Source organism: Bacillus sp. VT 712, from assembly GCF_001614195.1.
GTDB lineage: Bacteria > Bacillota > Bacilli > Bacillales > Bacillaceae_H > Priestia > Priestia flexa.
This window is the reverse complement of sequence record NZ_LWBK01000010.1, coordinates 95,708-114,619: the sequence shown is the minus strand read 5'-3', so window position 1 is coordinate 114,619 and position 18,912 is coordinate 95,708. Positions and strand designations below refer to the sequence as shown.

General features: G+C 37.4%; 21 protein-coding genes and 2 pseudogenes. 19 read left to right on the top strand and 4 right to left on the bottom strand.

Annotated elements, in window-relative coordinates; all coding sequences use genetic code 11:
* Nucleotides 1–190: 190 nt before the first annotated feature.
* The gene (locus A2U94_RS06690; protein WP_062954485.1) at nt 191–1,315 is read right to left on the bottom strand and encodes an IS4 family transposase; all 1,125 of its coding nucleotides are present in this window, start codon (nt 1,313–1,315) and stop codon (nt 191–193) included.
* Between the two features lie 342 nt (nt 1,316–1,657).
* Here A2U94_RS06690 and A2U94_RS06685 point away from each other — a divergent pair, with 342 nt between their 5' ends.
* The 7 genes from A2U94_RS06685 (at nt 1,658) to A2U94_RS06655 (ending at nt 5,394) form a co-directional block, all read left to right on the top strand.
* Complete coding sequence (locus A2U94_RS06685) at nt 1,658–1,861, top strand: DUF1657 domain-containing protein (RefSeq protein WP_061785506.1); 204 nt, start codon at nt 1,658–1,660, stop codon at nt 1,859–1,861.
* 78 nt (nt 1,862–1,939) lie between these two features.
* Nucleotides 1,940–2,413: a YhcN/YlaJ family sporulation lipoprotein gene (locus A2U94_RS06680; protein ID WP_025910777.1), complete on the top strand. Its 474-nt coding sequence runs from the start codon at nt 1,940–1,942 to the stop codon at nt 2,411–2,413.
* A 16-nt stretch (nt 2,414–2,429) separates the two neighbouring features.
* Nucleotides 2,430–2,909 (top strand): stage V sporulation protein AC, encoded by a 480-nt coding sequence (gene spoVAC / locus A2U94_RS06675; protein ID WP_025910776.1) that lies wholly within the window; start codon nt 2,430–2,432, stop codon nt 2,907–2,909.
* Nucleotides 2,909–3,919: a stage V sporulation protein AD gene (gene spoVAD, locus A2U94_RS06670; protein WP_062686494.1), complete on the top strand. Its 1,011-nt coding sequence runs from the start codon at nt 2,909–2,911 to the stop codon at nt 3,917–3,919. The genes spoVAC and spoVAD overlap by 1 nt, the downstream gene beginning before the upstream one ends.
* Nucleotides 3,920–3,924: 5 nt before the next feature.
* Nucleotides 3,925–4,275: a stage V sporulation protein AE gene (gene spoVAE, locus A2U94_RS06665; RefSeq protein ID WP_025910774.1), complete on the top strand. Its 351-nt coding sequence runs from the start codon at nt 3,925–3,927 to the stop codon at nt 4,273–4,275.
* A gap of 12 nt (nt 4,276–4,287) precedes the next feature.
* Complete coding sequence (locus A2U94_RS06660; protein WP_034655740.1) at nt 4,288–4,494, top strand: DUF1657 domain-containing protein; 207 nt, start codon at nt 4,288–4,290, stop codon at nt 4,492–4,494.
* Nucleotides 4,495–4,533: 39 nt separating this feature from the next.
* On the top strand, nt 4,534–5,394 hold the full coding sequence (locus A2U94_RS06655) for a DUF421 domain-containing protein (protein ID WP_062686493.1): 861 nt from the start codon (nt 4,534–4,536) through the stop codon (nt 5,392–5,394).
* Between the two features lie 278 nt (nt 5,395–5,672).
* On the opposite strand, the pseudogene A2U94_RS20560 reads toward A2U94_RS06655, so the two are convergent.
* A pseudogene (locus A2U94_RS20560) lies at nt 5,673–6,036 on the bottom strand (transposase); the annotation flags it as partial.
* 341 nt (nt 6,037–6,377) lie between these two features.
* Here A2U94_RS20560 and A2U94_RS06650 point away from each other — a divergent pair.
* From A2U94_RS06650 to A2U94_RS20555, 3 genes and pseudogenes are all read left to right on the top strand, one after another.
* Nucleotides 6,378–7,895: a phospholipase D-like domain-containing protein gene (locus A2U94_RS06650; protein ID WP_062954483.1), complete on the top strand. Its 1,518-nt coding sequence runs from the start codon at nt 6,378–6,380 to the stop codon at nt 7,893–7,895.
* 366 nt (nt 7,896–8,261) lie between these two features.
* The gene (locus A2U94_RS06645; RefSeq protein ID WP_062686491.1) at nt 8,262–8,945 is read left to right on the top strand and encodes a DUF421 domain-containing protein; all 684 of its coding nucleotides are present in this window, start codon (nt 8,262–8,264) and stop codon (nt 8,943–8,945) included.
* Nucleotides 8,946–9,210: 265 nt separating this feature from the next.
* Nucleotides 9,211–9,369: pseudogene (locus tag A2U94_RS20555) on the top strand (tyrosine-type recombinase/integrase); the annotation flags it as partial.
* A gap of 12 nt (nt 9,370–9,381) precedes the next feature.
* Here the strand turns inward: A2U94_RS20555 and A2U94_RS21085 are convergent.
* On the bottom strand, nt 9,382–9,573 hold the full coding sequence (locus tag A2U94_RS21085; protein WP_025910766.1) for a hypothetical protein: 192 nt from the start codon (nt 9,571–9,573) through the stop codon (nt 9,382–9,384).
* 138 nt (nt 9,574–9,711) lie between these two features.
* Nucleotides 9,712–10,551, bottom strand: a complete 840-nt coding sequence (locus A2U94_RS06635) for a YitT family protein (RefSeq protein WP_025910764.1) — start codon at nt 10,549–10,551, stop codon at nt 9,712–9,714.
* 259 nt (nt 10,552–10,810) lie between these two features.
* Here A2U94_RS06635 and A2U94_RS06630 point away from each other — a divergent pair, with 259 nt between their 5' ends.
* From A2U94_RS06630 to A2U94_RS21455, 9 genes are all read left to right on the top strand, one after another.
* Entirely contained in the window at nt 10,811–11,143 is a 333-nt protein-coding gene (locus A2U94_RS06630; protein ID WP_160169909.1) for a YolD-like family protein, read from the top strand.
* Between the two features lie 168 nt (nt 11,144–11,311).
* Nucleotides 11,312–11,452: a hypothetical protein gene (locus A2U94_RS21460; RefSeq protein ID WP_165932490.1), complete on the top strand. Its 141-nt coding sequence runs from the start codon at nt 11,312–11,314 to the stop codon at nt 11,450–11,452.
* Between the two features lie 341 nt (nt 11,453–11,793).
* Nucleotides 11,794–12,546: a DeoR/GlpR family DNA-binding transcription regulator gene (locus A2U94_RS06625; RefSeq protein ID WP_025910762.1), complete on the top strand. Its 753-nt coding sequence runs from the start codon at nt 11,794–11,796 to the stop codon at nt 12,544–12,546.
* The gene (pfkB, locus tag A2U94_RS06620; protein WP_025910761.1) at nt 12,543–13,457 is read left to right on the top strand and encodes a 1-phosphofructokinase; all 915 of its coding nucleotides are present in this window, start codon (nt 12,543–12,545) and stop codon (nt 13,455–13,457) included. Before A2U94_RS06625 ends, pfkB begins: the two co-directional genes overlap by 4 nt.
* A gap of 12 nt (nt 13,458–13,469) precedes the next feature.
* Nucleotides 13,470–15,341, top strand: coding sequence for a PTS fructose transporter subunit IIABC (locus A2U94_RS06615; protein ID WP_025910760.1), 1,872 nt, complete (start codon nt 13,470–13,472; stop codon nt 15,339–15,341).
* Between the two features lie 184 nt (nt 15,342–15,525).
* On the top strand, nt 15,526–16,908 hold the full coding sequence (locus A2U94_RS06610) for an aspartate kinase (RefSeq protein WP_025910759.1): 1,383 nt from the start codon (nt 15,526–15,528) through the stop codon (nt 16,906–16,908).
* Between the two features lie 75 nt (nt 16,909–16,983).
* Nucleotides 16,984–17,460, top strand: coding sequence for a YusW family protein (locus tag A2U94_RS06605; RefSeq protein ID WP_025910758.1), 477 nt, complete (start codon nt 16,984–16,986; stop codon nt 17,458–17,460).
* 286 nt (nt 17,461–17,746) lie between these two features.
* A complete protein-coding gene (locus A2U94_RS06600; RefSeq protein WP_025910756.1) occupies nt 17,747–18,328 on the top strand; it encodes a superoxide dismutase family protein in 582 nt (193 codons plus the stop codon).
* A complete protein-coding gene (locus A2U94_RS21455; protein ID WP_025910755.1) occupies nt 18,261–18,872 on the top strand; it encodes an FAD-dependent oxidoreductase in 612 nt (203 codons plus the stop codon). The genes A2U94_RS06600 and A2U94_RS21455 overlap by 68 nt, the downstream gene beginning before the upstream one ends.
* Nucleotides 18,873–18,912: the final 40 nt, after the last annotated feature.

Here is an 18,912-nt window from a genome sequence, read left to right as displayed (position 1 = left end):
TTAAAGAAGGGAAAGTATACTAGCTTTTTTATATACGGTTTAACTCACTAACGTCGCATAAATATTGACTGAATTTTCTGTCTTATTATTTTTCCGTTTGAGAAGAAAAATGAAGACACGTGAACAGAGGTAGTAATCATCCATTTTTTCACTATAACCTTTGGCGAGGGCGACAGAGACGGTTAAACCTTTACGGGACAGCTCTTCCTGCTATTTTTCGAATCCAAATGTGTGCGGATTTCCACGGTGCTGCTTTTAACAACCGACTAATTTGTAAGTACGTCCGTGAACTGTTTGTACCCAACTGAGCCAGTACGTTTAAACAGTAGACAATCATTGCGATGTACACTTGATTATGGACAGCTTGTTCGCTTTGTCCGTAGAACTTTTTGATGTTCAAGTGTTGTTTCATCCACTTGAAAAACAGCTCGATTGCCCAGCGTGATTTGTACAGTTCAGCGAGTTCATCCGCATTTAAGTCGAAACGATTCGTGATGAGGTGCAGCTCCTTCCCTTTTGAATCCATCACTTTCAGTAGTCGAAACTCATTACCAGCCCGACTTTGTGCTGTGCCCAAAGAAATCATTTCATCTGATAAAACAGTTGAATTTTTTGGAAGGTGAAATTTCTCGATTTGATGTGTAACGGCGTTTTTTCGTAAGCGTGAGACAAAGAAATACCCGTCGTCTGTCATACGGTCAAATTGCTTGTAATCCAAGTAACCACGGTCAAAAACATACATGCACTCTTTGTCGTCAACAAGTACTTCTAGCTGACCTCGATCATGTTCAATCGCATTCGTTAACACCGCTTTATCCGGGTATGAACAGCCCTTTTCTAAGTAAACAAGACGTAAATGGAACTTAATGCCTGATTTTGTTTTGCGAAACTCCGCCCATTTGTGATTATTCAAATTGAGTGGCAACGTACTTGAGTCGATGATTTTCAGTGGTGTTGTCATTTTCCGTCGCTTTTCAAAATGCGTTTTCTTATGAATTTGCGCGACTAAATCTAGAAACACCTGCTGGAACACCTCTGTCGGCACTTGATTTAATCGGCGTCCGAGCTGCGAAAAGCTAATTGATTCTAGTTCGGTTGCTTTTTGTAGGTCATCCGAGAATAACGTATCACTAACCGCACGTAGACTTTCGGTTTCGTTGAGTTGTGCGAATACGAGTAATTTCAAGAATGAAGCAATGTACAGCTTCTTTGTATAGTAATTTAATTGATAGGTTTCCACAAGTTCCTCTAGTTTTGTGGAGGAAATCGGTGAAAGCCATTGTTCAAATGATGTTTTTCGTGTAAACTTATCCATGTGTATGTCCTTTATTTTGGATTTGGATGGTTTACTACCACCCAACCATTATAAAGGATTTTTTTGTGCATGAATAATATTGCAGAAAATTCAGATTTATAAAGGTAGGGGTGTAAAAGAAATTGAAGTTGAGAAAAGAAAAAATGAAAAGTTATAAGAGCTATTGCTGTCAACGAGAAATAGAAGAAATGATGGGGATATGGAAAAGGGGTTATTATCGGAAAAATGGAGCTATACGTCAAAAATAATTTAGATTTAAATTTCCCAAAAATCATTGAATAAAAAATTCTCCATAGAGCAATATAAAAGAGTAACAAAAAAAAATTCAAGGAGGAAATTATCATGACAGTAATAAATGACGTTAAAACAGCTCTAGCAGGATTGAAAAGTGCTCAAGCAAGTTTTGAAACATTTGCTCTTAGTACAGATAATCAACAAGCTAAGCAACTTTACCAAGATGCAGCTAAGCAAACCCAATCCGTTGTAGACAGCATTGAACCACGTGTTCAACAAATCGAACAAGAAGAGCCTCAATACAAGCAATAAGAATAGGATAAAAAGGTTGGTTCAATTAACCAACCTTTTTACACTTCAATTCTTGAGTAGAAACGGACAGGTGATTGTATGAAAAGAAAGATAAGAAGATTAAATCATTTTCTTTTTTTAGCCATGATTATTGTATATATATCCGGATGTACGGGGCAACAGAATCATTCGACTAATGGCAATGATGATACAACGATCGTCAAGGTACATACAAACCAACCCATTAATCAAACAGTTGCCAATCAAGCAAAAGAAAAGATCATAAAAGAGGAAGAAGTTTCGGCTGTTAAAGCAGTAAATACCGATAAAGAGCTGTTAATGGCGATAAAAGTAGATCAATTTCATCGCTTTCAATTAAAAAAAATCAAAAAGAACGTGAAAACAGACTTAGAAAAAGCTTATCCGGATTATAAAGTCTTAGTTTCAACTGATCAAAAAATCTATTGGGAGTTGGAACAATTAGAAGAAAAACTGCAAAAAGACAAGATAAAGAAAAAAACATTAAAAAGAGAATTTAACAATATTAAAAACCTTATGAAAGAAAAAGCGTGATGAAAGAGGTATACACATGTCAAATAATCAAAAGAAACAATTAACACCTGTCCAACAGGAATATCAAGATCTTGAAAAACAGAAAGAAACCAAGAGACCAGTAGTTAAAAATTGTATCAAAGCTTTTTTTACGGGTGGGATCATTTGTCTTATTGGCCAAGCCATTCAACTGTTTTATATTTATTATTTTGATTTTACAGATCAAACGGCTGGAAACCCAACAGTAGGGACCATGATTTTTATTGCTATGCTTCTAACAGGCTTCGGTGTTTACGATCGAATTGCTCAATTTGGAGGTGCCGGTTCCGCGGTTCCCGTTACCGGCTTTGGAAATGCCGTCATATCAGCATGTATTGAACATCGAACGGAAGGATTTGTCCTAGGTGTTGGTGGTAATATGTTTAAGTTAGCTGGCTCCGTCATTTTATTTGGTACCTTTTCGGCATTTGTTATTGCGGCCATTAAAACGATTCTCATACAGTGGGGTGGCTTGTAATGCTTACGGGACATCGTACATGGGTCTTTGATCAAAAACCTGTCATTATCTCCACTGGAACGGTCGGAGGTCCTTTTGAAGCAAAAGGAGCACTTGCTAATGATTTTGATTTACTTCATTCTGATTTATGGTTAAAACAGGATTCTTATGAAAAAGCGCACAAGGTTTTGGTAGAAGAAGCGAGTCAAAAAGCTATCGAAAAAGCAGGTCTTCAAAAGGAACAGGTTCAGTTTTTCCTTGGAGGAGATCTGATTAATCAAATGACGCCCACTAGTTTTGCTTGCCGAACACTTGGCACACCGTACCTTGGATTATTTGGTGCTTGTTCTACATCCATGGAAGGACTGGCTCTTGGTGCTTACTTAGTTAACACAAAAGGAGCTAACTATTTGTTAACTGGTGCTTCGAGTCACAATACCGCCGTCGAAAAACAATTTCGTTATCCGACCGAATACGGTGGACAAAAACCACCTACTGCTCAATGGACAGTGACAGGTGCTGGCGTTGCTTTGTTAAGTGATTCTGGAGAGGGACCTCGTGTGACCTCTGCAACGATTGGACGCGTGATCGATATGGGAATGACGGATCCATTTAATATGGGAGGAGCAATGGCTCCGGCGGCTGTTGATACCATTGAAGCACATCTTACTGAGCGAAATCTTGATCCATCTTATTATGATTTGATTGTAACGGGAGATCTTGGCCACATTGGACGAGAAGTCTCGCTTGATTTATTTAAAAAACATGGAACACCAATACGTGAAGAACAATATCAAGATTGTGGCCTTATGATTTATCGAGAAGGACAGCCAGTTCTATCTGGCGCTAGTGGGCCAGGATGTTCAGCAACCGTTGTATATGGTCATCTATTAAACCGAATGAAAAAAGGCGAATTTAAACGAATATTAGTCGTAGCAACAGGTGCTTTATTATCGCCATTAAGCTTTCAGCAGGGTGAAACTATTCCTTGTATCGCTCATGCGGTATCAATTGAATATGGAGGTGAATAAGAGCTATGATTTTCTTTTGGGCTTTTGTTGTAGGAGGCTTGATCTGCGTTATTGGGCAAATTATGTTTGATGTATTTAAGCTTACACCAGCACATACCTTAAGTACATTTGTAGTGATTGGCGCTCTTCTAGATGGGTTTGGTTTATACGAACCTTTTATCGATTTTGCAGGAGCAGGAGCGACCATTCCTATTACAAGTTTCGGAAATTCTCTTGTACATGGGGCAATGGCTGAAGCCGAAAAACATGGGTTAGTAGGTGTTATTTCAGGAATGTTTGAAGTAACAAGTGCCGGAATTTCAGCCGCCATTATTTTTGGAATGATTGGCGCTATATTTTTTAAACCAAAAGGATAAGGAGGATGTAAAATGACGATTGCATCAGATGTGAAACAATGTCTTGTCAGTCTTAAAGGAGTAGAAGCTGGTTTATCCAATTTAGCATTACGAACTCAAGATGATCAATCAAAGCAGACTTTGCACGAAACGATGAATGTCATGAATGAAATCGTAACAGATTTAAAAAATCGAGTGGGAGAATTGGAGAGAGAAGAAGCCCAATATAAAGGTTTTTAAGACGAACAGCTTTTTCTAATTTTATAGGAGGTGTAAAAGATGCCAGATTGGTTAATTGTAGTTTTGCGGTCTTTACTGTTTTTAGTTATTCTTTTTGCTATTACAAAATGGTTAGGTAAAAAACAAATATCTGAGCTTTCCTTCTTTGAATATGTCACCGGTATGACCATCGGTAATATAGGAGCAGACATGGCCACGGGAATTGATAAAAGCATTGCTCATGGGATACTTAGTATCGTAATCTTTGCGGCAGTACCCTTCTTAGCAGGCATCATTTCCTTGAAAAATAAACATTTTCGCGACTTTATGGAGGGGAAAGGGACGGTTTTTATCAAAGATGGAAAAATCATGGAAGATAATTTGAAAAAGGAAAAATACACAATCGATGAATTGTTAGAGTTACTTCGACAGAAAAGTGTCTATCAGGCAGCTGATGTGGAATTTGCGGTATTAGAGCCAACCGGCGATCTCAACGTCTTGTTAAAGAAAGAAAATCGACCGTTAACCGCAAAAGATTTAGGGATAGCTGTTGCTCCAAGTAAGGAACCTCAAACAGTTATTATGGATGGTGAAATATTAGATGAACCATTAGCGACAATTGGCCAAAGCAGAAGGTGGTTACACACTGAACTAGAAAAACTAGGAGTTACCATTGAAAATGTCTTTCTTGGGCAGGTAGATTCTTATGGGCAATTAACCGTTGACCTTTTTGATGATAAACTTCAAGTTCCTTCTCCTCAAGAAAAGCCTTTATTACTTTCAACCATGAAAAAATGTCAGGCGGACTTAGAATTATTTGCGCTTGGGACAGAAGTAGAAAAAGCGAAACATATGTATAGCCAAAACAGTCAAAAGTTACAAGAAGCCATTGATAAAGTGACCCCTCTTTTAAGAGGTTAAATAAGGTTATGACGGGTTTCAAGCTATAAAGTCAGAAGTAACAATTTAGCAGTTGGCATAGGACAGAAGGGTCTTTAGTAAAATCCATTAATGGATATAGTATAAACATAATTTTTAATAATGGATAATAAAGACCTGCGGTAGTATGTCAACTGAAAAATGAAAGAATGTAAAGTTATCAAAGGGCAATTTACTTAAAAAAAGCATCACGAAACTAGACCAGTAACGAATGTTATTTACTGGAAATTATTTGAAAGATAGCAATGACAAGTTTTATGTCATATTTTCACGCCCCTTTCTGGCGTAAAGAGTTGGTGACTGCGTTAGTAGCGCATCCACCAATCGCACGAGTTTTCTTGCGGTTAGAACGAGTGCACGTTTGTGTTGATGTTTTGGTACTTCACTGTACTTTTTCACGTAGTAAATCCCGGTAATCCGGAACTTGCCTTCTTACGGAGTTGGCGGCTTCAACTAAGTAATATCGCAAGTAGTAGTTACCGTTACGTGATAAGGACTGTCTTCGGCAGTAAAGCGCCCAGACTGATGCTTTCGCCAGTATAGACTTGCGTATTTCGCTACTTTAGTTTCATCATCAAACCGGTCTATTTGGCCAATTTCAGCTATGATACCCGCAGCGAATACGGAACATGGGTTACTACAACCGATAGAGCTCTTACCGGATATCCCGTAATTAGTGGTACCTTACCCCCTGTTGGAGTCTTTTTAACATCGAATATACTTAGTCAGCTACAGCAGAATAATGTAAGATTTTAGGTTTAAATGGAATAAATGTAAAACGAACCTCCTTTTTTGTTTTTCGATACATCTCCAACATTAAATTTCCTGTGACAAAACAAACTAATTACAAAATTATTTGAGGTGTCTCATGAGAAAAGGTCAATCTGAACAATTCCTCGTATTCCAAACGTATACTTGCTACATAGTTTGTACATATTAAGGGAAAAACTAAGGAGGAATTTTAGTTGGAGTGGATTTTTTTTCTATACCTGTTAAATACGTTCTTTATCTTATTCATAGCAATTTGGGAAGTTCGTCGGCCAGCCAAAGCTTTGAATTGGATAGTAATCGTCCTTGTTTTGCCTGTCGTTGGTTTCTTACTATATCTTAGCATATCAAATCCCAAGCTTATTCATCGTAAAAGATTGACCTCTTTTCATAATGAGTCTGATAAGTTACCTGATACATGTAGTGATTCAGCATCGATAATCGCCGATGCTTTAAGGTATTTTACTGTAGGCGGGCTTCGAGTCGGCAAAGTCCAAGTACTAAACAATGGAATAGCAAAATATGAACAACTTATCGAATCCCTACAAAAAGCCCAAAAAACCATTGATCTGGAATATTTCATCTATCGGAACGACCAAATTGGTAATCGCATCACAGAACTGCTGATCGAAAAAGCAGTAAATGGAGTGCGGGTTCGTTTTATTAGAGATGGTTGGGGGAGTAAAAAATTTCCGCGTCAAAAAATTCTTCAGATGGTGGAAGCAGGGATAGAATGTCGGACAATATTTCCTTTAAGCTTTCCCTGGATTTTGTCCAATTGGAATTATCGGGATCATTGTAAGATTGTCACGATTGACAGAAAGGAATCCTTTACTGGCGGTATGAACGTTGGGTATGAATATACGGGATTAAAGCCAGACGTAGGATTTTGGAGGGACACTCATTTGCAAATTATAGGGGAAGCAACAGACGACTTGCAGACTATCTTCGACGTTCATTGGAATATAGCTGTACCAGAACGGATAAAGTCAAAAACAAAATCTGAGGCAACGAAAAAGGCCCCTAAAATCCCAAAATATAAATCAAAGGAAATCAATCCAACCGGCAGCATAGATCTTTCAAGATGGTCTGCCGAATTAGGATCTGAGTTATGGCCTATAGAAGGTAAAACAGACAATACTCAAACAAAGACAGGAGAATTGCAAAAAGCATACATCCATACGTTGGAAGGAAACCCTGGAATTCCTACACCAGTTATTCGTCAAGCTTACTTTATATGTATAACACAAGCGACCAAAACCATTGATATAACAACGCCCTACTTTATACCAGAAACAGATATTATTATGGCATTAAAGACAGCTGTGGCTCGTGGTGTACGGGTAAGATTACTTGTTCCTCGCCATATTGATCAAAAAATTGTGGGCTTTGCAAGTCGTACCTATTACGGGGAACTTATAGAAGCTGGGGTCCAAATCTACCAGTACGATAAAGGAATGTTACATGCGAAACTGATGATCATTGATGAGGAAATTGCAGAAGTAGGCTCAGCAAACTATGATATGAGAAGTTTTCGCCTGAATTATGAAGTGTGTCAAGTCTTGTACAGTGCTGATGTGGCAGGGGAACTCACAGAGCAGTTCGAGAGGGATCTTACTGATTCTGTACCATTAAGAATTGAAGACTTGCTGCAACGATCCCTGACCGATCGCATTGTTGAACAGGGTTCTCGCCTGCTTTCTCCATTATTATAAGATGATGTATCCTGTTTTTATTGTTCTATCTTAAATCTATATTTTAAAAATTTCATTGTTTTTAAAATATTTCTGATTCATTTGAAAAAAGTCGAAAACCCGTGTTAGAAGAACTTTCAACATGGGTTTTTTTCTTATTTACGATGGAATTTTATTACTAAAAAATAGAAATACTAAAAAAGGCAGCTCAAAGAGTTTGAATTCAAAAATAGCTGTTAGCTTTTAATTTAAATATAGGGGTGATATCAATAGATAATATATTTGAAAATCTTAAGGAAATAAGTTTATTAGAAGATAAGCTGTATCATTTTTATCTACACTTCAAGATCTTACAACTAAGTAAAATTTAAATTGGAGGAAAAAACTTTGGAAGAAGTTAATATTGGTTTAGTAACGATCAAAGTCATAGTAGGTTTTGTCACCTTATTTTTTATTATTATCATAACAGGCAGAACATCCATCTCTCAGTTAACCCCGTTTCACTTAGTTTTTGTGTTAGTACTTGGAGATCTTTTAGGAAATACCATGTATGAAGATAAGGTAAGGACTTTTCACTTTTTATATGCCATCGGATTGTGGACGCTTCTCATGTTGGTGATAGAGTTTATGACTCTAAAAAATAAATCGATACGTTCTCTCTTATTAGGCGATCCTAACATCATCATTCGGGATGGTGTCATGGATCGAAAGTTACTTAAAAAGAACAAATTGGATGTAAATCAAGTTTTGAGTATACTTCGACAAAATAATGTTTTTTCAGTTCGCGAAGTCAAATACGGTATATTGGAAGCTAATGGGGAAATAAGTTTATTATTAAAATCTAAGTATCAAAACCCAGACAAGCAAGATCTCAATCTTCCAGAAAGTCAAGTAGACCTCCCAACATCGTTAATTATAGATGGGGAAATTTTATGGGATAATTTACATGAACTCGGATTTGATCAACAGTGGTTAGATAACCAATTAACTACCAATGGATATGATAATGTAAAGCGTATACTTTACGCAGATTGGCGGGAGAGTGAAGGCATACATATAAGTCCCAAATAAAATTTGTTAGAATAGGAGTACATCAATTTTCTTGGTGAATATAATGTGGATTTAAAAAAAGATGAACCAGAGAATCCGTTTTATGAATTTATCAGATAGGGTGATTGTTACTCTTTGGTTTTCCACAATCGGGCGCTTTTCTAGAGTAAGGATTGCGCTCTTTTCGCTCTAAGTGTTCATTACAAAAAACCAGCTAATATCTTGACCGGATATTAGCTGGTTTTTGTCACCAATCAAAAGGTTCTAGTGCAAAGATTGCATTTATTTTAAAAGCCATCAATTTCGCCATACATATGCTGTCAAAATGTTAAACGGTGGTGCAGATATTTTAACAGTACAAGAGTTATTGGCTCATGCTTCTCCAGAAATGACACTAAGATATGCAAAACTACTAGATGATACCAAAAGAAAAGCCTTTGAGTCAAAGGGCTTTTATTTAGTTTGTTGTCAACTTTTGAAAAAATTTGTTTAAGCCATATAAAACTGCTCCTATGAAACTTCCTAAAGCAATTGATCCAATAATCATTAAACTAATTTCCTTAATTGTAACTGGTGTCATAAACTGAGTGGATGAAAATAATAAAACGATAACGATTGGTATTAAAATATCAATGCTGGTATTTTTCAATTTTTATTCTTTACACCAGGAACATTACTCATTACTGTTTTAGGGAGCTTTGCTTTCTTTTTCGTCAGTGGCTTAACTTATTTTAAACATAAAGCTATCTAAATGGTGAAAAAACCCTTCTATTATATAATAGAAGGGTTAGCCTGCTTTCGGTAAAGTAAAACCGAGACCAAATACATCTCGCACATCATGCACTACAACAAACGCTTGATCGTCCACTTTATGAATAATTCGCTTTAGCTCTAAAAGCTCTTGCTTGTTAATTACAATATAGAGTACTTGTTTGGCTTCTTTTGTATAGCTGCCGTGCGCTGTAAAAACCGTTACGCCACGCTCCATCTTATTATTAACTTGTTCAGCCACTTCGTTTGAACGAGTTGAAATAATCGTTACGGCTTTGCGAGGGTTTAATCCTTCAATAATATAATCAAGTACCTTTGTACCAATGTAGAGTGCGATAACGGTGTACATCGTTTTTTCGCCTCCAATTACAAAATAGGCACTTCCTACAACGACTAAATCAATCGCAAGCATGGTTCTGCTAATATTCCAATCAAAGTATTCATTAGTCATTCGAGCAATAACCGCAGATCCACCTGAGGTCCCCCCGCCTCTAAACACGAGGCCAAGACCGATTCCAACGAATAGGCCAGCGAAGATGGCGCCTAAAAGCGTATCGTCTAGCGGTGCTCCTGCTTCTTCAGTTAGATGTAAAAAAACCGAAGTAGCAACAATAGAAAGGACCGTATAGACAATGACGCGTCTATGTAAAAACTTATATCCAACCAAAACGAGCAGGCCGTTAATAATAAAGTTTGTTATACTTGGAGACCACTGGAACAGGTAGTATGTAATCATAGTAACCCCAGTTACGCCACCTTCTGCAAGCTCGTTTGGAATAGCAAAATAGTTGATACCAAGCGCAAAAATTAAGCTACCAAATAAAATTAGTATAATTTCTTTTATTCGTTTTACCATCATATACATCTTCTTTCTAGTGTGTTAATTTTCATTCTGGCGAAACTATCTCCATGAAAATGTATTATATCAAGGAGACTACTGGAATGAAAGACTAGTTTTTAAAAACGAGAGGTAAATTTTTTGACACGCTGAACTTCATATGGAAAAATGAAAAAGTTATGCAATGAATAAAGCATATTATGATAAATAAAAATAATTTCTGCCTTACAAAAAGAACGTATGTTCGTTAATGTGGATAATGAAAGGGGAGAGGGAGTTGTATCAAGAAGAACTAAAAAAATATGCCAAGCTTTTGATGCCCGAACATGTGGAGCAGATGAAAGAAATTTATCGTTCTCATCTAAAATTAGAGACACCACCAGCACGAATGCAAGGTAGAGAAAAGATTAGTCAAATCCTTCATACAGCGTGCGAACAACATCGACTAGTTAATCTACATGTTTATGAAGGAGGTAGCGTTCGAAAGTATGATCGAGTCACGATTGATTGTATTGATCAGCAATCAAACCGCCTTTTAGCAACGGGTCCTTATTATACATATTCTATTCGGGAAAGCTTTGTTGTTAACGCAATGCTGTGCATGGATTAAGCTGCTTCAATTTTGAAGTAGCTTTTATTGTATTCATTGGCTTTGTATCTTTTTTGTGGAGTCTGCATATACTGATAAAAAAGCTCGCGGCAGCACGAGGTAGTATTGAGACGAGGTAGTATTGAGTGTAAAGTGTGCCGTAGCTATATAAAAAAGAAGGGGAAAGATATGCAAAATGAAAAAAGTCAAGTGAGAGAAATTGAGTTAACGCAGTTCATCAAAAGAAGGCTCGTTCGCTTTGCATCTAGTTTAGCTATTTCATCGGCGTTAGCATCCATTTTATACATGCTGTTGTTTCTATTTAAATAACGAACTTCCCAATGGTTGTCCAAAAAAATGGACAACTTTTTGGTGTGGGCAAATTTAAGTGAACAAGCTTTATTTGTTATAAAACAATCATAAACGTTCAATGATGACAGGTTGAACAATTAATATGACCGCATTATAACATTTGGTTATAACGTTTGATTTTAGTGTAAATGTGTTGAAACCTACATATTAGAGCGCTTCCGTTAACCGTAAGTTTTTATTAAAAAAAATAAAAAAAGTGAATGAAACTGATTTTTTATGATTGATTTTGAAAGATTTGCGTGTTAAAGTAAAATCATGAAAGATAAATGAAAACGCTTTTTTGGAAAAGGAGTCACGTTATGCTAACACCTGAAAGGCATCAGCTAATGTTAAAGCTTTTAAAAGAAAAAGAGCTTGTTAAAGTGCAAGAGTTTATTGAAGTGACGGGTGCCTCTGAGTCCACAATACGTCGTGACTTAAGTCAGTTGGAAGAAGAACAGCTACTTAAACGTGTTCACGGTGGTGCTTCACTAATTCAGAAAAAGCGAATTGAACTAAGCGTTATAGAAAAAGCTGATAAAAATGTAGAAGACAAACAAAGAATTGCTGAATACGCAGCTTCTCTTATCCATGAAGGCGATTGCATCTTTTTAGATGCAGGAACGACAACGTATGAAATGATTCCATTTTTAAAACAAAAAGATGTAGTTGTTGTGACAAATGGGCTTATGCATTTAAATTTAATGCTTAAAGAAGGTATTACCCTTTATTTAACAGGTGGTGCTCTTAAGCATAAGACAGGTGCTTTAATTGGAAATGGTGCGCTCTTAAGTTTAGAGCAGTATCGCTTTGATAAATGCTTCATGGGAGCAAACGGAATTCATCATCAATACGGATACACCACACCGGATCCTGAGGAAGCCCTTATTAAACAAACAGCGATGAAGCTATCTCATGAGTCTTATATCCTGGCAGACTCAACAAAATTTTTTGAAACCAGCTTTGCAAAAATAGCAGACCTACATGCAGCAACTGTTATTACAAATGAGCTACCGCAAGAGGTGCTTATACAATATGCAAACAAAACAGACATAAAGGTTGTGAAATTATGATCTATACATGTACGTTAAACCCTTCAGTTGATTACATTGTACATGTAACAGACTTTAAAGAAGGCGAATTAAACAGAACAACAAGCGAAGTAAAGTTTCCGGGTGGAAAAGGAATTAACGTATCTCGCGTGTTGAAACGATTGGGCGTCGAAAACAAAGCGCTTGGTTTTATCGGTGGGTTTACTGGAACATATATTGAAGATTACTTGAAAACGGAAGAAATCAAAACCGCTTTTACAAGAGTTAATGAAGATACTCGCATTAATGTAAAACTAAAAACAAAAGCTGAAACAGAAGTAAATGGACAAGGGCCTACTATTTCGGAAGAAGCTCTTCAGCAGCTTTTACAGCAAATCTCTCAGATGAAAGAGCATGATGTGCTTGTGTTAGCAGGCAGTATTCCGAAAACGCTTCCAAAAGATATTTATGAAACGATTACGCAACAAGCTACTGCTAAAGGTGTGAAAGTTGTCGTAGATGCAAGTGGGAAAACACTTCTAGATGTAGTGAAGCATAATCCATTTTTTATTAAGCCAAATCATCACGAGCTTGGCGAATTATTTAATGTTGAGGTAAGCGGTGTAGAAGATGCAATTCAATACGGTCAAAAACTAGTCGAAATGGGAGCAAAAAACGTAGGAGTTTCCATGGCTGGGGACGGGGCACTGTTGATTACAAAAGATGCAGTGTACCGAGCAACTGCACCAAAAGGGAATGTTAAAAACTCAGTTGGAGCAGGCGATTCACTAGTAGCGGGTTTTCTAGCTGCTTACACAAAAGAAAATGACTTACTTGAGGCATTCCGTACAGGAGTGGCATCGGGTAGTGCTACAGCTTTCTCGCTTGAACTATGTGAAAAAAGCTATGTAGAAGAATTATTAGAACAAGTTTCAATTACAAAGATAAAGTAGGGGGAGCCGAGAATGAGAATTACAGAGCTATTGAAAAAAGACACAATCATTCTTGATCTACAAAGTTCATCAAAATCAGATGTTATTGATGAGTTAGTTGGCAAATTGGATGAAGCAGGTCGTTTAAACGATCGTGAAGGATATAAGCAAGCAATTTTAAACCGTGAATCACAAAGCACAACGGGAATTGGTGAAGGGATTGCCATTCCACATGCAAAGACAAGCTCGGTAAAGATGCCAGCAATTGCATTTGGGCGTTCAAAAGAAGGGCTTGACTATGAATCGCTTGATGGTCAGCCGGCACACTTATTCTTTATGATTGCGGCAAGTGAAGGAGCAAATAATGCTCACTTAGAAACGCTATCACGCTTATCAACGTTATTAATGGATATAGATTTTCGTCAGTCATTATTAAATGCTGCGTCAATTGATGAAGTTATCCAGTTAATTGATGATAAAGAAACAGAGAATGAACAGCCAGAAGAAGTTGATACAAAGTCGGACGATGAGCTAGTTTTAGCAGTTACGGCGTGCCCAACAGGTATCGCTCATACTTATATGGCAGCAGATAGTTTAAAAGCAAAAGCAAAAGAAATGAACGTTACGATTAAAGTTGAAACAAACGGTTCAAGTGGTATTAAGAACGCATTAACAGCTGAAGAAATCGAAAAAGCAACAGCAATTATCGTAGCGGCTGACAAACAGGTTGAAATGGCTCGCTTTGCTGGTAAAAAGGTCATACAAGTACCAGTAGCACAAGGGATTCGTAAACCAGAAGAGTTAATTAATCGAGCGCTTAAAGGAGATGCACCTGTTTATAGCGGTGACGGTGGTAAATCTGAGAGTGGTTCTTCTGGAAGTTCAGAACGTAAAGGGTTTTATAAACACTTAATGAGCGGTGTATCTGCAATGCTTCCATTCGTAGTAGGAGGCGGGATTTTAATTGCCATCTCATTCATGTTTGGTATTGATGCAGTCAAACCCGATGATCCAACCTATAATGCGTTTGCAGCAGCATTAAATACAATTGGTGGCGGTAACGCATTTGGTTTAATGATTCCAGTATTAGCTGGTTTCATCGCGATGAGTATTGCCGATCGTCCAGGTTTAGCACCAGGTATGGTCGGAGGTTTAATGGCTTCTACTGGTCAAGCAGGTTTCTTAGGTGGGCTAATCGCAGGTTTCTTAGCAGGTTATATCATACTTGGATTGAAAAAATTGTTCAGTCGTTTACCACAGGCATTAGATGGTATTAAGCCAGTTCTTTTGTACCCATTATTCGGGATATTCATTACCGGAATGATTATGCTTTATGTCATTATCGATCCAGTTAAAGCAATCAATGATGGATTAACACAGTGGTTGAGTGGGTTTGAAACAGGTAACTTAGTATTATTAGGAATTATTTTAGCAGGTATGATGGCCGTTGATATGGGTGGCCCAATCAACAAAGCAGCATTTACGTTTGGTATTGCAATGATTGATGCAGGAAACTTTGGTCCACACGCTGCAATTATGGCTGGTGGTATGGTACCTCCATTAGGCTTAGCGTTAGCAACAACAATCTTCAAAAATAGATTTACACAGCAAGAACGTGAAGCAGGAAAAACATGTTACGCGCTGGGAGCTTCATTTATTACAGAAGGAGCTATTCCATTCGCAGCAGCAGATCCAGGTCGCGTAATTCCAGCAGCGGTTATTGGTGCAGCAGTAGCAGGTGCCTTAACAATGGTATTTGGTATTGGTTTACCAGCTCCTCACGGTGGTATTTTCGTAATTGGTGTAGTAGAGGGTAACCCATTCTTATACGCACTAGCTATCATTATCGGTGCAGTTGTAACAGCTCTACTTGTTGGAGTATTGAAAAAGAAAAAAGTAGTTTAAAAGTTAAAACCTCCTGTAAAAAGCAGGAGGTTTGTATTTATATTATAGACATTTGTTCTTTTTGGAAGTACAATAGATTTAATATTCGAAGAATTGTTAGAAAAATTAGACAGAAAGCTTTTTTGTCAGACAGATTATGTTACAATAGTTGAATATTAAAAACAGGTAAGGAAGTGTCTCAAACATGAAGGTTTCGAAATTCGGCGGGAGTTCAGTTGCAAGCGCAGCGAAATTTAAACAAGTTGCACAAATCATTCAAGCAGACAAAGAGAGAAAAATGATTGTTGTATCTGCACCAGGAAAGCGATATGCTGATGACACAAAAATGACAGACTTATTAATTGCGTTGGCTGGGAAAATTCAGCTAGGTGAAGATTACGTAGAAGAGTTTGGCAAAGTCATTGATCGTTATCGAGAAATTGTGACTGAGTTAGAAATGTCTGAAGAGATTATCACGGAAATCATTGATAACATTGACTCATTAATTTCTTTACATAAAAATGACCCATTCCGCTTATTAGATTGTTTGAAAGCAAGTGGTGAAGATAATAATGCAAGATTAATGGCTGCATATCTACAGCATTTAGGAGAAGAAGCTTCGTATGTAAATCCTAAAGAAGCGGGTATTTTTGTATCAGATGAGCCAGGTCGAGCAAGAATTTTAGAGCTTTCTTATGAAGAGTTACCAAAGTTGAAAGAGCGTGAAGGCATTTTAGTTATCCCGGGCTTCTTTGGTTACTCTGAACAAGGCAATATTGTGACGTTTTCAAGAGGTGGTTCTGATATTACAGGTTCTATTGTTGCTGCTGGTGTTAAAGCAGACTTATATGAAAACTTCACAGATGTAGATGCAATTTATAGCGTAGATCCAAGACTTGTTGAAAAACCTTGTGAAATGAAAGAAGTGACGTACCGAGAAATGCGCGAATTGTCTTATGCAGGCTTTTCTGTTTTCCATGACGAAGCGCTTGAACCTGTCTTTAAATCCGGGATTCCGGTATGCGTCAAGAATACAAACAATCCCAAGGCAAAGGGAACATTTATTGTCTCTAAGCGAAAAGTTGGCGAACAACCTGTCGTAGGCATTGCAGGTGATAAAGGCTTCTGCAATATTCATGTCGATAAATATTTGTTAAATCGTGAAATCGGATTTGGCAGACGGCTTCTGCAAATTTTAGAAGATGAAGGGATTTCATACGAGCATACGCCGTCCGGAATCGATAACATTTCAGTCGTTATGCGTGAACATCAGCTAACGCCGGAAGTAGAAGAGCGGGTACTTGATCGTATTCAAACAGAGTTGGAAGTAGATAACATTTCAATTGAACGAAATTTAGCGCTAGTAATGGTAGTAGGAGAAGGAATGAACAGTTCTGTTGGAATTGCGGCTAAGGCTACAGAAGCATTTGCCAAAGCAGGCGTGAATTTAGAAATGATTAACCAAGGCTCTTCAGAAGTAAGCATGATGTTTGGAGTAAAGGCTGATGCACTTGAAAAAGCAGTACAGGCATTGTACAACACTTATTTTAATAAAATGTACAGCATTTCATATTCAAGCGTAAAGTAATTTACTAGTATGCGTATAATAAACGTCTCCGTTGGGTATACGAATAGTAGTCGTATATTTAAGGAGGCGTTTTTTATGTTGAAAAAAGTATCTGTTCTTTCTGTATCGTTCGCTGCTCTATTAGGTTTAGCTGCATGTAATAATGATGAAGTGGAATCTCCACCACCAGAAGCTCCGGTTGAAGACAACGTAGAGCAACAATCAACAAACAGCGAAAATGATCAAAATAGGGCGTTTAACTTCTCGAAGTTCGATTTGGATGTAGAGTATGAAGGTTTAAACAATGACTATGAAGTAGAATACGAAAATGAAAAAGATGATATGGAAGCAAAAATTGACGATGAAGCAAATGATAAGCATTTAAAAGGCAATGAGGCTTTTGAAGAGCTATCATCTAAGTTTGAAAAATTAACGTTTGACCAGAATACACCTGAAAAAGATGTTGTCAAAGAAGTAGTAAAAGTATTTAATTTAAATAGTGATTATGAATCATTTGAATTAGAAGTGCGCTTTGCTGATGGAACTGAAAAAAAATACATTATTAACAAATAGAAAAAAGATGCTGAGACATAAATATCTCAGTTAGTGATCTATCCGAACGATTGAGAGTTAACTCTCAATCGTTCGGATTTTTTGTTGGTTCAGAAAACAATTTAAAAAAAGAGTGGGGCGCAATGGAACGAACTTGTTCCTACAACCCAACCATTATAAAAAAGTAATGGTTCTTCTTTGATTTGAAAAGGAATTATTTCGTCCTGTCCCGCGCTCTTTTTTTGACGTCTAAAAACCTATGAAATGTGAAAGGATGATGATATGAAAGCTAAAGGAGGAATTAATAATGAAAACAATCTTAATGAAATGCTGTGTCAGCGCAGTTTTCTTACTGTTAGCTGCCTGTGGGTTAGGACAAGGTCAACAACATTCCCAGGATGAGTACCAACCAGCTACAGAAGTAAATAAGGAATCAGTTGCGCCATTAACGGTAGAATTAATGGATACAAAAGGGGCAAAAGTAGGGAAAGCAACCTTTACAGAAGAGAAAAATGGAGTTCGTATTAAAGTCGAAGCAGAAGGGCTAATTCCAGGTAGACATGGTTTTCATATTCACGAAATTGGTAAATGTGAAGTTCCAGATTTCAAAACCGCAGGTGGACACTTTAATCCCTATGATCGTAAGCATGGATTTAAAAACCCGAAAGGTCCTCACGGTGGTGATCTTCCTAATTTAGAAGCAGATAAGCGCGGGAAAATTAACGCAGAGACTTTCGCTTCACTTGTAACGCTAGCGGAAGGAAAGCCTAATTCATTACTAGATGTTGACGGTTCATCCCTCGTTATTCATGCAGGGCCAGATGATTATGAAACGGACCCTGCAGGGAACTCTGGCGACCGCGTTATTTGCGGCGTCATTACGAAATAAAACGTTAAAAAGTAAAAGTCGCGAAGGAGCGTTTTATGTAAAGGGAGGACTGTATCAAGTTGCAGAAAGACTTCAGACGTACATTGAAAATCATGGAGGAAAAGCAATAAAAGGAAGAGAAGCAGTACGAATAGAAAGAAAGGACAATCGGTGGATTATCCATGACCATCGTGATAATTCCTATGATGCTTTTCATGTTGTGTGCAATGTGCCGGTTCAAAACTTAGGCACAATACTAGATGAAGACGTATATATGAAGCTAACCCCAAAGCTGAGAGCAAAAGCGAAATTACCGCAGTGGGGTACATATACGATGTATTTGGCTGTCAAAGAAGAAGATTTACCGAATAATCTTTCTTTATTTCAGCAAATTCTTCTATCAGAGCAAGGAGATATGACAGAAGCTGAACACATTTTTGTTTCCATCTCCCATCCAAATGATGAAAAGCGTGCACCAAAAGGCTATCGAACGATTACAGCTTCAACTCATATTGAGCTAAACAAGTGGCAAACAAAAGAAGCTTACGATGCTAAAAAACAGTGATGGAAACAAAAATGATTGAAGGAATAAAAACAGTCATTCC

What these genes read in the sequence shown, in the direction of transcription:
- A2U94_RS06605 (WP_025910758.1), top strand. Translation starts at nt 16,984, where the DNA reads ATGTTGAAAAAAGTATCTGTTCTTTCTGTATCGTTCGCTGCTCTATTA.
- A2U94_RS06600 (WP_025910756.1), top strand. Translation starts at nt 17,747, where the DNA reads ATGAAAACAATCTTAATGAAATGCTGTGTCAGCGCAGTTTTCTTACTG.
- A2U94_RS06680 (WP_025910777.1), top strand. Translation starts at nt 1,940, where the DNA reads ATGAAAAGAAAGATAAGAAGATTAAATCATTTTCTTTTTTTAGCCATG.
- A2U94_RS06610 (WP_025910759.1), top strand. Translation starts at nt 15,526, where the DNA reads ATGAAGGTTTCGAAATTCGGCGGGAGTTCAGTTGCAAGCGCAGCGAAA.
- A2U94_RS06615 (WP_025910760.1), top strand. Translation starts at nt 13,470, where the DNA reads ATGAGAATTACAGAGCTATTGAAAAAAGACACAATCATTCTTGATCTA.
- A2U94_RS21460 (WP_165932490.1), top strand. Translation starts at nt 11,312, where the DNA reads ATGCAAAATGAAAAAAGTCAAGTGAGAGAAATTGAGTTAACGCAGTTC.
- A2U94_RS06685 (WP_061785506.1), top strand. Translation starts at nt 1,658, where the DNA reads ATGACAGTAATAAATGACGTTAAAACAGCTCTAGCAGGATTGAAAAGT.
- A2U94_RS06655 (WP_062686493.1), top strand. Translation starts at nt 4,534, where the DNA reads ATGCCAGATTGGTTAATTGTAGTTTTGCGGTCTTTACTGTTTTTAGTT.
- A2U94_RS06625 (WP_025910762.1), top strand. Translation starts at nt 11,794, where the DNA reads ATGCTAACACCTGAAAGGCATCAGCTAATGTTAAAGCTTTTAAAAGAA.
- spoVAC (WP_025910776.1), top strand. Translation starts at nt 2,430, where the DNA reads ATGTCAAATAATCAAAAGAAACAATTAACACCTGTCCAACAGGAATAT.
- A2U94_RS06690 (WP_062954485.1), bottom strand. Translation starts at nt 1,315, where the DNA reads ATGGATAAGTTTACACGAAAAACATCATTTGAACAATGGCTTTCACCG.
- A2U94_RS21455 (WP_025910755.1), top strand. Translation starts at nt 18,261, where the DNA reads ATGATTATGAAACGGACCCTGCAGGGAACTCTGGCGACCGCGTTATTT.
- spoVAE (WP_025910774.1), top strand. Translation starts at nt 3,925, where the DNA reads ATGATTTTCTTTTGGGCTTTTGTTGTAGGAGGCTTGATCTGCGTTATT.
- A2U94_RS06635 (WP_025910764.1), bottom strand. Translation starts at nt 10,551, where the DNA reads ATGGTAAAACGAATAAAAGAAATTATACTAATTTTATTTGGTAGCTTA.
- spoVAD (WP_062686494.1), top strand. Translation starts at nt 2,909, where the DNA reads ATGCTTACGGGACATCGTACATGGGTCTTTGATCAAAAACCTGTCATT.
- pfkB (WP_025910761.1), top strand. Translation starts at nt 12,543, where the DNA reads ATGATCTATACATGTACGTTAAACCCTTCAGTTGATTACATTGTACAT.
- A2U94_RS06660 (WP_034655740.1), top strand. Translation starts at nt 4,288, where the DNA reads ATGACGATTGCATCAGATGTGAAACAATGTCTTGTCAGTCTTAAAGGA.